General features: G+C 46.7%; 12 protein-coding genes and 2 pseudogenes. 4 read left to right on the top strand and 10 right to left on the bottom strand.

What is annotated here, in order from left to right; translation table 11 throughout:
- Nucleotides 1-501: pseudogene (locus JOD20_RS26650) on the bottom strand (hypothetical protein); the annotation flags it as partial.
- A gap of 529 nt (nt 502-1030) precedes the next feature.
- Between JOD20_RS26650 and JOD20_RS25745 the strand changes: the two are divergent.
- Both JOD20_RS25745 and JOD20_RS25740 read left to right on the top strand, forming a co-directional pair.
- Nucleotides 1031-1798 (top strand): transposase, encoded by a 768-nt coding sequence (locus tag JOD20_RS25745; protein ID WP_204758035.1) that lies wholly within the window; start codon nt 1031-1033, stop codon nt 1796-1798.
- A gap of 744 nt (nt 1799-2542) precedes the next feature.
- The gene (locus JOD20_RS25740) at nt 2543-3637 is read left to right on the top strand and encodes a hypothetical protein (RefSeq protein ID WP_204758034.1); all 1095 of its coding nucleotides are present in this window, start codon (nt 2543-2545) and stop codon (nt 3635-3637) included.
- Here JOD20_RS25740 and yhhC read toward each other — a convergent pair.
- The 3 genes from yhhC to JOD20_RS25725 form a co-directional block, all read right to left on the bottom strand.
- The gene (gene yhhC / locus JOD20_RS25735; RefSeq protein ID WP_204758033.1) at nt 3618-4388 is read right to left on the bottom strand and encodes a cyclophane-containing peptide 2OG-Fe(II) oxygenase YhhC; all 771 of its coding nucleotides are present in this window, start codon (nt 4386-4388) and stop codon (nt 3618-3620) included. The genes JOD20_RS25740 and yhhC overlap by 20 nt on opposite strands.
- 380 nt (nt 4389-4768) lie before the next feature.
- Complete coding sequence (grrM, locus tag JOD20_RS25730; RefSeq protein WP_204758032.1) at nt 4769-5893, bottom strand: cyclophane-forming radical SAM/SPASM peptide maturase GrrM/OscB; 1125 nt, start codon at nt 5891-5893, stop codon at nt 4769-4771.
- A gap of 98 nt (nt 5894-5991) precedes the next feature.
- Nucleotides 5992-6213 (bottom strand): hypothetical protein, encoded by a 222-nt coding sequence (locus JOD20_RS25725; protein ID WP_204758031.1) that lies wholly within the window; start codon nt 6211-6213, stop codon nt 5992-5994.
- 260 nt (nt 6214-6473) lie between these two features.
- On the opposite strand from JOD20_RS25725, the gene JOD20_RS25720 reads away from it, so the two are divergent.
- Nucleotides 6474-6911, top strand: coding sequence for a site-specific integrase (locus tag JOD20_RS25720; protein ID WP_204758030.1), 438 nt, complete (start codon nt 6474-6476; stop codon nt 6909-6911).
- Nucleotides 6796-7394 (top strand): annotated as a pseudogene (locus tag JOD20_RS25715) (tyrosine-type recombinase/integrase). Before JOD20_RS25720 ends, JOD20_RS25715 begins: the two are co-directional and overlap by 116 nt.
- A 677-nt stretch (nt 7395-8071) precedes the next feature.
- Here JOD20_RS25715 and JOD20_RS26640 read toward each other — a convergent pair.
- The 6 genes from JOD20_RS26640 to JOD20_RS25685 form a co-directional block, all read right to left on the bottom strand.
- Nucleotides 8072-9199 (bottom strand): tyrosine-type recombinase/integrase, encoded by a 1128-nt coding sequence (locus JOD20_RS26640; RefSeq protein WP_239584084.1) that lies wholly within the window; start codon nt 9197-9199, stop codon nt 8072-8074.
- Between the two features lie 212 nt (nt 9200-9411).
- The gene (fxsT, locus tag JOD20_RS25705) at nt 9412-12105 is read right to left on the bottom strand and encodes an FxSxx-COOH system tetratricopeptide repeat protein (protein WP_204758029.1); all 2694 of its coding nucleotides are present in this window, start codon (nt 12103-12105) and stop codon (nt 9412-9414) included.
- Between the two features lie 265 nt (nt 12106-12370).
- The gene (locus JOD20_RS25700) at nt 12371-12928 is read right to left on the bottom strand and encodes a hypothetical protein (RefSeq protein WP_204758028.1); all 558 of its coding nucleotides are present in this window, start codon (nt 12926-12928) and stop codon (nt 12371-12373) included.
- Nucleotides 12929-13035: 107 nt separating this feature from the next.
- On the bottom strand, nt 13036-13191 hold the full coding sequence (locus tag JOD20_RS25695; RefSeq protein WP_204758027.1) for a competence protein CoiA family protein: 156 nt from the start codon (nt 13189-13191) through the stop codon (nt 13036-13038).
- Between the two features lie 204 nt (nt 13192-13395).
- Nucleotides 13396-13560, bottom strand: a complete 165-nt coding sequence (locus JOD20_RS25690) for a hypothetical protein (protein WP_204758026.1) — start codon at nt 13558-13560, stop codon at nt 13396-13398.
- Between the two features lie 173 nt (nt 13561-13733).
- Nucleotides 13734-14365: plasmid pRiA4b ORF-3 family protein (locus JOD20_RS25685; RefSeq protein WP_204758025.1), on the bottom strand; the 632-nt coding region annotated here is incomplete at its 5' end.

Raw genomic sequence — 14365 nt, 5'->3', positions numbered from 1 at the left:
CCTGGGTCTGATTGGTTGGATAGCACCCCAAGCATACCCGATCAGGGAACCAGTGATGATTTTAGCGTTCAAACGAGAAATGGTGACATACTGATATATTAGGGGGCTATCGCTTAGCCCATTGACTACTACAACACCAGTGTCGTTATCCAGATTTGGCATCATCCAGTCTGGTAACTGGTAATAATCGTCCAACCTAAATTGATGCTTCGTATAAGCCTCACGATCTTCCGCATTGAATACTCGATACATTCCCTGTACCGACAGCATCATATAGGCGGATGCGAGGTCAATCCCTGACGTGAGATGGGATGAGCCAACCCCGACCACGCGCAGCGTATTGTGGCTTTTCGTGACCTGCTCCAAGTAGGCGACTAAGCGCTGGCGCTCGGCCTCTTCCGGTGGGCGGCCATAGATTATCGTGCCGAGATTCGTTCCGACAACAACCCCATGAATGTGCGAATTATGCAGCTGCGCGGAGCCATCAGTGTTATCAGCCATCGTCACAACCTTCTTTCTTGCGTGGGGTGAATCTGGCTTGATTGTAGCGACATGATATGCGCATGTAAACCCTCAGGATTCGGTATCAATGCCAGATCATTGGCCAATCGAAAAGCGACGCATGCTTGACGTGTGCAATCACGACTCGCCTAATCGACGCACATCTCCTATAATAAGTAGTAGATCATCCTAGCCTGCACTGCGGGTATCATGTCCATTCGGCGAAAAACGGCCCTAGCCTTAAAATCTGTCAATTTTCAGCAGAGAAATACATGTCAACCGCCGATAGTCCTCGTTATCGGCGGTAGAAAGCGTGTGAACGACTGCTAATCGGTGATTTTTGCGCCATTTTTGACCCAGAATACAACCGATAACAGGGAGGGCTGTATCAGCTATGGCCGTTGATTGCGATGGTGATGCCCAAATCGGCAGCGTATTGCCCCAGTATCGCTAAAACACAGCACACTATTTTTACTTTTATTAATCATAGGGCCGTTTTTCGCCGAATGGGCATCCTACCCGCCATGCGGTGCTGTGTGCCCTGCATGCGCAGATTCATGCGCTGCGTGCCACTGGGGCCGATATTGTGACGATTGCCAAGATGGTCGCAACCAACCGCTCGACCGTCTATCGCTATTTGGCCATGGACAGCCCCCCTGATTGGGTTCAGCCCCTACGGCGGACCACCCTTGACCCCTACAAGGAATTCCTCTTGCAGCAATGGAGTGCGGGATGCGAGAGTCCGCGCCAGTTGTGGCGTATGATTCGCGCCCAAGGCTTCACCGGAGCCGAGGTCGCGGTGCGGCGGTATCTGGCGTTGATGGGCTGTCAAAAAACCAAACCACGGACGATCATCCATCCAACCCACGCCTTGAGTAACGGACGGATTCCCTCAGCCGGACAAACCGCCCAATGGGTGCTGCTCGCGCCCGCACGCCGCACGGCCAGCCAACAGGCATTTTTGGATGCGGTTGCGGCGGCAGACCCCGACTGTGCCACGCTGATCACGCTCAGCGAGCAGTTTCTGGCCATGATTCGCGCCCATGAAGCTGCGGCGCTCACGGCATGGATCACGGCGGCGGTCACCACAACGGGGCATATCCAGCGCTTTGCGCAGCGGTTGCGCCACGATGAAGCAGCGGTTCGCGCCGGGATTGCGGGGCCATGGAGCAATGGGCCAGTCGAAGGGCAAATTCATCGCTTGAAATTACTCAAACGGCAGGCCTATGGCCGTGCCAGCCTCGCACTGCTTCGCATCCGCTTGGTTGCGCAGCCGCCAGCGACATCACCTCCATAACCAATCATCAACAGCCGTTGCACCGAGAATGTTCCAGAGCCGGGGGGGCTTGGCTAAGTGTGCGCCAGCAGAGTCAATTTTGGGTTTAACCCTTATAGGCCGCCGCCACCTCCCATTCCGCATCACTGGTTAACCTTATGCAATACCCCTGCGGCAACCATGGGGTAAGCTGCTCCGTCAGCCACTGGCAATGCGTCATCGACTCATACCACCAGGAACTTAGCCATTTAACCGTATGCGCATCTAGACAGCCCACACTTCTACTGATAGACTAAATACACCATTGGCCTGGCCTTACTGTTGATACCAACTGTCCCTGGTCGGTGTCCCCTACAGGGTTTCCACGCTGAACCCACAATCAGCACGAACCAGACCAACCACTTGCCCCGGCTTGATTGAGTCAGCTAGTTTGTGTGCACTGAGATTCTGTTGGAGGAATTGAGGTAATTATGAATATACTCGAAGCAATGATATCAGTTGCATACAATGGCATATATTTACTGATAAGGTTAGCGCTTTTCATACCATATTTGGTGGGTTTTATAATTAGAACAAAAATACTTGATCATAATATTTATTTTCCAGACGATGAGGTTTGGGAGACATTCTTTATTGGTATTATTCCACTATCTATTATATCTCTTATTATCTATTTCATCAACAAATGATTAGTTAATACCTTTGGTTTTAGATAATGACAGATGATCTTAATATAATATTTTTCATTTTGTGGGTTGATTTTTTATGCATAAATTAAGTGATGAATTAATAAGTTCATTAATTGAAGAATTTAGGAAGCATGAAATAGTGTACCCTGAAGAGTATTTTTCCAAAAATATTCTTTCTTTTCCGAAAAGTTATCTAGATAAAGTAGGTTCATTCTGTATTGCATTGAGAAACAAGATTATTGAAAATACTATCAATGTAACTAAAAAAGAATCTCAAGGATATGAATTTTTAGGAAAAGTGTGCAGGCCAGACATATTGATGAGCAATCTAAGTCCACTTAATTTTAGTATAGTTGAAATGAATATTGATATGTCTATAGGGTATGTAGTAGAGGCTACTATTATTTACGAAATAGTAAATAAATACTATGGAATAAATCTTCCTATACCAGCTATGCAATTCTCCAAGCATCTAGACTCTATTATGAATAAATATCGCCACTCCACTTTAATACTCCTAGAGAAAGAAAATATATCAAAAAAACGCATGATTTATGCTATAGCTTTTTCTAATATTTTAAGTAAATACAATATCAATAATTATATACGCAAAATGAATGAAATAGACGGCCAGTGTCAAGGTATTTTCATGCGGCTATTTTCAATAGATAGTTGTGATAATAAAGATAGATTAAAATTAATAGCAATAGAGAAAAATGCCCTATTACTTAATGGAGGTGATCATTTACTCCTTAATTCAAAAAAATCATTGTGTGATATTAATGAATCTAATCCTTGGTGTGATCTTGCTGGCTCATATTCTTATTCAAGAACGATTCTTGATGAAGCCAATTATGTTCTCAAGAAGAAGGTTTCATCAAATAGTAATGATGTCTATATTTTATCAAAAATGCCTTCAAATAAGAGAGACGAGATATTAGACCATGCTGATAGAAACTTCACTGATTGGATCATTCAAGAAGAGATAGAATCTCTATACCACCCAATATTTGTAGGCAGAGTTGAATATATAGGTAAATCTGTAATATGCCCTTTTATTTTTGATAATAACGAGATTTCTTGGATTGCTAGATCTAGTTATATAAAAAATGAATATAATTCCACAACAAATCGTGTGTATTTTGCTTTTACTATCGTTCTACCATGTTAAGTGAATCTTTCCTCCAGAATGAAAAAACCAAAGTGTACCTCTCACCGTCAGTCACGTTATTCACAGCATGGTACGATAAAGATGATAACTCAAATGCAATCGCTGTGTTATTTATTGGTCTTATAATAGTGTGGATGCTATCGGGATTTTGATTTCTAAAGAATATTAAGTGACCACCATACGTATCTATAAAATGACTATTGAGTTGTACTACAACTCTATGACTTTCTGTACCTTCATGTGGTTCATCTGTATGTATACCAATGCCTTGACCAGCTATAAGCTTATGGGCTACAATTTCTACTCTATCAGAAAACTCTATATTAAATAGCGATTCCATCATATTAAGTAACTCATTATGGTATTCGGAACTAACTAACCAAGGACAGCTAGATACCTTTGTTGTATAATTGAGGTGCCTCTCAAACTGTTCAAAGAAGCTTTCTCGATGGTATTTCCATGAGATGTCCTTCTTCAGCCATTGAAGTAAAAATTCATTTTTATCTTCAGAAAAGAAATTATTTATAATATAGAATGTAAATGGATTTTTGTATTTTATTATTGACTTGGAAATATTTTCATATTCCTTTGTCAATTCTCTTTTTTTGTTTATGGGAAAAATATTACTCTTTGGGTATAATTTCCCGACATTCCAAAGGTATAGTGTGAGATTAAATTTATTTATTATGTATAAAATATCACTTTGTTCTATATTATAGAAATCATCCGGTATTACATCTTCATTAAGCATGATTATTTCCCCTATAACTATATATCGATATTTTCTGAGTCAGAAGGAGGTAATGAATGCAAACGTATAGCCATAATGGTTTTCTTGTCTAGTATTACGGCTTTCATGAGTCTATGCACCCCATCAAGAATGCTGCCCATGGGAGAGATAATAATAGGGTATGAGAGATCTGCATTTATAACTCGTACTACATGTGGCAAGATATTTCTTGCTGTGGGCTCCTGGTAATGCCTGAACCAACGATCATTATCTAACTGCGATACTATTTCTTCTATAGAGATCAATATAGGATCTAAAGTCTTTGCGGCATCCCAGATAGTAATTACTTTCCATCTGTATTTTATCCCATTCTCTTCCAAGAATACGCTTTGATTCATGGTTTATACTTGACCTAGATGATCCATCATCACGTCTAGGATATTTTTCACCCTAGATTTGCAGCTAATTGTTTCTGTTACTTCAAAGCTGCCATACTCAAAGAATTTATCTGCTGGAGATCCGCCTCCACAGAAATCCCAATATGCACAGCTATTCTTGCAATTAATCACACCATTCTTAATGGATTTATACATACGTTTGAATTTCTCTGATTCTACTGTCTGTTCAATGGTCGTATTAGTGATATTACCAAGAATAAAATCTTCATTATCAGGATTTTTAGCTCCTAATAATTCTGGAGAGAAGGTAATAAAATTTCCATGAATATCAAAACTTAATATGTCGAATGGTGTTGCAACACCATTGACTAAGCCAGTATTATTATTGGCATGCCGTATTATCATAGAAGCGTACTTAGAAAACTCCCTTACTGTCAGATGATTACCTCTCGTGCTTACTAGCTGCATAAACCTGTGCATAAATTTATAGTGCTTTTGTAATGTTTCACTGATACCATCAATATAATAAGAGGACGTATGTTGATTAGCGCCAAATTCATCTATGTTGAAACCAACACGCTTAATATTGTTCTCCACAAAGAAATTATATATTTCATCTGGATGGTCAAGCGCGAAAGATGTCAATACCATGATTACAGAAAAATCAATAGAATTATCTTGTAATATCTTCATGCCATACATTGTTTTTTCATGAGTGTTTTGTCCCGATCTTGTAACACGATATTTATTATGTATGAAATCAGGGCCATCGATACTTAATCCTATATCCATATTGTTCTGTTGAAAAATATCCGCCCACTCTTTATCGATTAGAGTTCCATTGGTTTGTAAACCCATCCGAGCTGGCTTATTGTGCCGTATAGAAAGACGTTTCAAAATTTCAGCAGCATTCTTATAAAAATTTTTTGGAACGGTAAGAGGTTCTCCTGAATGGAACAAGAACAATATCTTATCCTTTGACATCTTACTAGATAAGACACCATCGAAAATCTTCTCTAGTATATCCATAGTCATTCGTGTTTTATCAGATCTACCAGGAACATAACAATACTTACAATATATATTGCAAAAAGAAGTAGGTTGTAATATCACTAGTGATTCACTCATAATGATTTCCTCCTCATAAATTACCTGTTTTATATAATTATGAGTGGATCCATTAATTATATCCACTCATAATTGTTATGGTATATTAAGAATACGATCTAAATGTCCAGTTCAGGAGGAAGAGGGCTGTAGTCACCTCCCTTGGAAAACGAATCACTCATGAAGCGGTCGTAGCTCACGTAATTAGTAGTGCCGTCAAGTTCTGATCGGGAGTAGCCGCTAAGAAGCATTACCTTTTCTGAAACTGCTTGGTCGCCCTCTTGCAGAGCGGTGGTAAGTTGGTGTAGCCTCTCAGCAAATCGTCCTTCCATTACTTCCATAAACGCCTCCTAACCATAGAAGAAATACTACTCGAATATAACAATATAAAAAACAAAAGTCAATAAAGCATTAAGCCATTAATTGAGTGTTAATTATGCAGTAGAATAATCTCTCCTTGCGACCAAGCATCATATTCGCGACAGAACTGTCATTGAACGAAGCGCTCCGCGCAGTAGTTTCTGCGCATCCCAAGGCGGTTTTTGTATGACCGTGGCACGGTTTCTCCTATGTGTTGGTGACAACGAACAGGAGGCTCACCATGACGACCACACTCCGCCGCCAGATGACCGAAGACATGCAGCTGCGCGGCTTATCCCGCGCCACGCAACAGTCATACCTCTACACCATTAGCCTGATCGCCCGGTATTTTGGACGTCCGCCTGATCAGCTTACGGATGACGATCTCCGCCAGTATTTCTTGTATTTACGCCAGGATCAGCACCGCTCGCGCAGTACCATCACCCGTACCTTGTGCGCCCTCACGTTCCTCTATGAACAAACCCTGCATTCCACGTTTCCGAGCTTGGACTTGATTCGTGCGCCGAAAGAACACACGCTGCCGGTTGTCCTCTGTTCCGAGGATGTGCGCCGCATCTTGGCCCAGATCACGGTTGACCAATGTCTGTTTGGCCATCATCTATGCCTGCGGCTTACGGCTCCAAGAAGGACTCCAACTCCACGTGTCCCAGATCGATAGTGCCCGCATGGTGCTCCATATTCGGGCGGGAAAAGGCAACAAAGATCGTGATGTTCCCTTGCCCGCATCCGCCCTCCAGGTGCTTCGCGTGCATTGGCGAACCCATCGGCATCGATCTGGCTGTTTTCTGCACGCTGGCCCCGCCAAGCCGATCCCTCGCCGACGGCGGATCGCCCCATGAACCGCGATGGTCTCAGCCGCGCCTTTGGGCTTGCGGTTGCCACCTGTGGAATTCAGCAACACGCCACTGTCCATACCTTACGCCATTCGTGGGCTACCCACCTCCTCGAAGCGGGTGTCAATCTGCGTATTATTCAGCTCTGGTTGGGCCATCGTTCACCTGTGACCACCGCCTTGTACACGCACGTCAGCCAGCACGCGGAAGCGATTCTGCACCAGCCAGCGCTTGTTTGCGCAGCTCGTATGATCACGCTCAATGCCATTGTCCAGCGTGCAGCACGCCCAGGCCAATCAGTATATTGATGGACTTCGCCAGCAGATTGCGGCCGCATGGCATTGGCAATTATCAACCAATCGCTATCGATCACCAAACTCGCCGTTTCCAATCCTTCGCAATATGCTGCCGTAGCTGTCGCACGATCGCAGGAAGCGCAAACGAATCCAGCGCGCCCCGTGATCGGGGCTTGACACGGTTGCTACACTGGAAAAAGTGGACACAGTGATCAATGCTGCTGGATTTATTTGACCATAATCAATTCACCACGCACACGGCGATGATCAATGGCATACACGATCGCCAGCAGGCTATCGCAGGAGGCGCGTCGTTCGCAAAAGTGGACACAGAGGAGTTCATAGCACTGCCCCGACGGCGAGGGCTTAAACCGTTGGTTTGTCCTGGCGGAATCAGGGTGGAAGGCCAAGGTTCATAGCACTGCCCCGACGCTGAGGGCTTAAACCGCTAATGTAGCTCTTGATGAACTTGAGCGACTCGGCGAGTTCATAGCACTGCCCCGACGCCGAGGGCTTAAACCGCAATGCCGACGCGATATTCCATCTGCTCGCGTGGAGTAACTGCGCTCCGACCAAGACAAATCCACAGAACCAGAAAGCCATCATTGATTCGCTAAGCAATCAATGATGGCTTTCTATAATTCCAGTATCTTGGTCGATACGAGAATCAACACAATTATGGATATAGCTCAGGATTCGCTCTCTGCCACCAAATCATTGTCCAAGGGAATGCGATCATTGGCAATCGCTTGCTGGGCGACATAGCGACCTGGCGTAGCAAAATTCGACCAGCCCCCTGCATCCCGCAGGGCCTGAATCGGCACCTGCAACTGGGCCAGGCGGGTGGCCCACGAGTGGCGAAGATCATGGGGTGAGAGATTTGGAATCCCAATCAAGACCCCCAGCTGCTGAATCCGCTTACTGATCGCCCGTTCCGAGAGGCCAAAGCACGTAAACACGCCGTTCTGATCAAAGCTGGCGATAAGCAGCTGGGCCGGATCGGCTGGCGCGGGAACGAGGGCCTGATAGCGGGCGAGCACGGTGTCAACATCGCCCAGCAAGCGATGACGCTGGACAATCTTGACTTTCGGGCGCGCGACGGTCAAGAGGCCATTGCGCAGCGAGTCCCAGCGCAGCAGGGCAACTTCCCCGCAGCGCAAGCCCAAGTCCACCAACAGGCAGACGAGCAGGGCATCACGGGCGATAACTGCCTCGGATCGAGCCGTGGGATTACGCCATGGGGATTGCTTCAGTTCAATAATTTGCGGGGTCTCAAGAATGTTGGCGGTGGCCTTTTTCGTGGCAATTCGTGTGGCTTTTGCCGTGGCCACGCGCTGTTGGTCGAGGTTGTCACCCTCGCTGCGGCGATAGCCGGTAATGGCGCGGATGCGGCTATAGGCATCGGCAGGAATTACGCCCGCAAGGTGGGCCAGCCGCGCATAGGTCCGCACCGTGGCCAGGCGAATGTTGATGGTGCCAATCGCATAGCCTTCGGTCAGCATCCACGTGCGAAAGGCACTGATTAAGCCAGCGGTGATCCCTTGCCATGCCGTTGGGTCGTGGGCGAGCACCGACACTTCCTCATCGTCCACCGGAATCACGACCCCAACCGTGGCCAAGAAATCGGCAAAGCCTTGCAAATCGACTTCGTGGCGGCGGCGGGTTTTGGGAGCGAGCCGACTGCGATACTCGGCGATCATCACCGATTGTGCAGCAGTATCGGCTTGCAGTCCACGGATGGTTAAGGCAGCGCGGTGATCGGCCACGACCGGGCTGTCAGGAAGATCGGCAGGTGGGAGCACGGTTGACTTATCCATGAAACACCTCAATTGACATAATTTTTCTTACACTATTCATCACGATGGTGTACCGGGTATACCGTTGTTTATCGATCTGGTTGACGGCGGAGCTGATTGTGCGGCAAATGGGTAGTGAATCGCAGATCATGCTGAAGGGAGTATAGCAGAGGTGGGTGTGCTTATCAAGGGCCAACTTACCAACCAAAGTCGGCCCTTGCCGTTAAGCTAAATTACCCCCTTCTTTTCCACCGTGGCAGCCATCTCGTTAATCGCTGCAATACATGCTGATTCTTTTTTTTCGCTAAAGTAGGATTTGCTTGCATCAACTGCATATCGTGGGAATCTCCATCTATGAGTAATGCCCGCCTGGTCATTGCTAATGCTCGATTATAGAGTTGTTGTCCATCAGAATCTCGACCTTGCTTAAACAATATAGCTGCAAGGTTTTCCATGGCGCTAATAGTTGTCGGATGTGTTTCTCCTAAAATCTGCTCATTTATCTTGAGGGCTTGTTCTAACAACGGAATTGCTTGCCCATATAATTCCTGCTTAAACAACACCACTCCTAGATTGTTCATTGCCAGAGCAGTAGTCGGATGGATGAGTCCAAATATCTGTTTACGAGCCATGAGAGCCTGCTCATACTTCAGTTGTGATTCTCTGTAACACCCTTGGCCCAACAACGATCCTGCTACACCATCAAGGCTTGAGATAGTATCTGGATGATCCAATCCAATAACTGTTTGGCGAATCGTGAAAGCTCGTTCATAGAGCGACTGGGCATGCAGATAGTGGCCTTGATTTTCTAAGACAAAGGCAAGATTATGCATACTCTGTGCGGTTTGAGGATGCATGTCACCCAGTAGCCCTTTCCGTAAATCCAATGTTCGTTCATGGGATCGCTGTGCATCCTGATACATTCCTCGCTCTGCCTGCCGGAGCGCAATACTATTCAATGTATTAAGCGTATCGGGATGGGTTAGCCCTAACACACGTTCTTGTCTCATAAATACTTGTTCATGTAATTGTTGTGATTCTGTATAACGCCCCAAATAGGCTAAAACCCCTGCTAAATTATGACGGCTTATATTTGTGGCTGGATCATCTTCCCCCAATACGCGCTCTTGGATCTGAATAGCCTGTTCGAAAAATGTAGCCGCCGCATTATACTGACCTTGTTTTAACACAATCAATCCAAGACTATTGAAACTACTCGCTATACTTGGATGATCGCTTCGTAGTATCTTTTGACGAATATTCAATGCCTGTTCTGCGACTAGCTGAGCATCTTTATATTTCCCCTGTTGCTCCAAGACCGAGGCTAAATTATTCATGCCCGTTGCCGTATCGGGATGCTCAGACCCAAACACCGCTTCATATATCGCCAAAGCCCGTTCATACAAGGTCTGCGCCGCCGCGTAGGTCCCCCGCAAAGATTCAAAAGAACCAAGGCTATTGGCGAGACGGGCTGCCTGTGCATCGCCGCGATCCAAGGCACGCATAGTTGCATGGCGCAGATGGGGTTCAAGCGGCTGCATTGACTTGGGCACACCCGTCTCATTCGCACGGGATGCATCAGCGCCAATCCGATCTTCCACCACGGCCAGTGTTTCCGTCGATCCCAACTGCGTCTGAACAACCTGGGCCAGCAAGCGATGCAATACCACCGCATCCGTGCCATCGAGCATGCCAAGTTGTTGCAAGCGGCGCAACGCATCAACGGCATCATCAGCATCCGTCCCATCCGGAACAAACGCTAGCACCAAATCACGCGGAATCGACACACCTGGCGCACACCACGCCGCGCCATCGAGCATGCCCAAGGCGACGGCATCACGCACATCGTTCGGATCAAGCTGCTTAAAGCTGAGCATGAAGGTAGCTTCGACATCCTGTTCATGGCGCGTGGGTGAGGGCAACGCGCCACGGCCCTTGAGCGAGCGGTGGGCAATGGTTAAATCCTTACGATATTGTTCGACGGTATGATGGGAATAGGTCGCAAGATAACTGCCTGCCAAATGCAACGCCAACGGCAAATGCCCCAGATCGTCGGCAATCGCATCAGCCTCGGTGTTACTCAATCGCCCACAGAGTCGCTGCAACAACAATCGACTTTCGGCAGGCGAGAGCAATCCTAATCGAATTTGCGTCAGCATTGGCCAATGATCCGACCGCGCCGTGACCAGCACGCGACAGCCGCCGACGGTGGGCTTCCATTGGTCAAGAATCGCCCGATCTTCACAGTTATCAAAAATCAGCAAGCGCGGCATCGGGGATTTCCATGCGTTGAGAACCCGTTGCACCTGTTTATCAAACGCCATTCCAGTCGAGTCAATGCCGAGATCAACCGTACAGGCTGCTATTTGACTGGCCACCTGATCGGGGTCGGCACAATTCAGCCAAAACACCCCACCATGAAAATAGACTCCATAGCGATAGGCAAATTCCGTCACCAGGCTGGTTTTGCCAATGCCGCCCAATCCGGTGGCCACTGCTGGCATGACGACCGCTGGCTGGGCCGTACCAATCGCCTGCGCGAGCGCGTTCAATTCCGTCTCGCGGCCAACAAAATGGGGGCTGGATTCAAAGGGCAAGCGTGAGGCTTGGGGGAGATCGGAACGGGGCGTGGGAACATCCGTCAGCGGTATCGAGGCAAGAGCCGCAAGGGCAGCGGGCAGCGGATCAATCGGCTGCGGGAGTTGCACCGTGATGGTGTGGCCTGCATGGACACTGCCAATCGTAATCGTGGCATTCCTAAAATCGTTGTGCTGGCCAAGCAGCATGGAAATGGAATTACCACCAAGCAACGTGGGATGACCCGCAAACACCGATTCGAGCGCCACGTTCACACTCGTCCGATCATACTGCGGGCATTGGGCAAGAATCGCATCGACCAGAACGGCAATGAGGGCTGGCAATTCCATGGGGGACTCCTCACACGGCGCTTACGGCTAGGGGTTCTTCTTTTAATAGATACATTGCTTGGCGATTTCTTGCATGCAGGGCTGAAAAATCACCTGCATGGGGGAGTATTCATCCATTGCGAACCCGCCATGGCCTTGGCGTGGACTGGTTTGTGGACTTTGAATCAATGATGTAACCATATTAGTTATAAACATGGGTTATATATCAATTAAAAATCGATTGAATGAAACCCTTGATGAAAATCATAACCTAGCACTAATCTCACTATAAAAACGATAACCTGCAAGCAATACAGATGAGTATTCCGAGAACAACCATCATTATGGTGAGACAGGGAGTCCACTTTATAGATGATTGAATATCTGACCCGCCCTGATTGATAATAGTCGGCTTTAGGCTATAAGGATAGGCATCTCTTTGTGCTATAGAAGAAGGTAGGTGAAGTATTTTAGGAACCGATTGCATCAAAAGAGGATTTTGCTGGTTTATTGTATTGATTACCAATGGGGACTGTGAAATTAAATGCTGTAACTGTGGCCACCGCTGGAGTGCTTCTGAATGTGGCATACCTTTGAGCATAGTCATAAGGTTTAAGTAACGCTCAATCACCAAGTATTCATTGAAATTTTCCTGAAGGCGATAATAAATAGAGGCTAACATTTGGTAGTAGTCCCACACATAAATATTTCGCGATTGTAAACAACTTTTTTCAATAATAGGTAGCAAATCAATAAGAATTTTTTCTGCACGACGAAAATCTTTCTTCTGTAAATATCCACGAAGTATAGAATGATAATAGGTATAGTGATATCCTTCATACATACCGATTTCTAGAGATTTTTGTGATAATTTTATATTAGCGTTATTTGATGATATATTAGAATGAGACCATGTTAATTTAGGCGAAAATCTATGCAAAGGATTACAAGTTATGCCATCATGACAAAATGATGCCTAATAATTTTACCTTTTTTGGCAATCAGATAACGATCACAATAAGGACAGCGTAGACCAGTACGGCCACGGGGAACCTGGCTAATATGAATACGTTTCTTGTCTTTTCTTATTCCATACTCAAGCCACATACTACAATCCTTTATCTATAAGAGGGATTTCGTCAGTCCACGGCAGATTATCTATCTAAATGATAAGAATAGGGGGATTTTGACTTAAAATAACAAAAAATAGCTTTTTATGTCGTTTCTGCATTATATTTTGCAGTTTGGTTACTATCCTTTGTTCGTATATCCTATCACAAAACGATACAACATCCCCTGTATGGCCACGTCTCAAACAACGCCCGAATAGAAAGAAATTGATTCCTCGCACAACCAATCACACGCCCGCACACAACGCCGCCAATCGTCGCTGCACGGTCGCCTGCCGGAACCGCCGCTGGCTGCCATGCGCTCGCGCTCGTCAGGCGCTTTTTCTTCGGCTCGTAAACAATTCATTCCTCTGTCTTGCACAACTTAAGATCTCTTTTCAGGCAATCGACCCGCACCCTCGCTCGATATTATTGAGCATGCCCGTTCGCTGCACCGTTTCGAGGCGAGCTGGATTGGAGCAGCCATCGTCGGCACTGCCTGGCCAATGAAATGACATGATTGATTCCTCGCCTATTCAATCACGCACTCGCGTAGAACGGATCGCCTGCGCAAAATGCCGCCAATCGTCGATTCACCGTTGCTTGACTGAATGTCCGCTGGCTCGTCGCGCGCTTTTTCTTGGGCTTGCTGGTTCCTCCGGCGTTGTTCGTGCGCTTTTTGGCAGCGGCCTTGGCCCTCCGTGATCGCGCGAGCTTTTGCGAATACGCATACGCGCCGCCTGAATCTTCTTCGGGTCCAGGTTGAGCGCCGCCTGTGCAGCGGGGATAGCGTGCGCGGGGATTCATCGGCGTACAATCCTCAATGGCGATGGCATGCAGCCAGTAATCGCCAAAGTCATACACATAGTCAAACAAATCACCATGCCGCACCCCCAGCTGCCCTAATGTCATCGCCTCGTCGCATTCCTCGCCATGCAGCCGAAATTCATGCAGATGATAATCTTCCCAGCCAAAGGCGATTTGGAGATAGGTATGCAGCTGCGTCAAGGTCGTATCGCTTGTTACCATGAGTCGTCGCCAAATACGCGGCGTGACCTCTTCAATGGTTATGACCAACTGATAGGCCATCGTGGCAGCCGTCGGGCGCTGCGAGACACGGAATTGATTAGCCGCCGAATCAATCATGGCAACGGCAGGGAATTGATTATCTA

Origin of the sequence: Herpetosiphon giganteus, assembly GCF_016907925.1 — a bacterium.
Taxonomy (GTDB): domain Bacteria; phylum Chloroflexota; class Chloroflexia; order Chloroflexales; family Herpetosiphonaceae; genus Herpetosiphon; species Herpetosiphon giganteus.
Note: the sequence above shows the minus strand (reverse complement) of the source record. Positions and strands in the feature narration are given on the sequence as shown.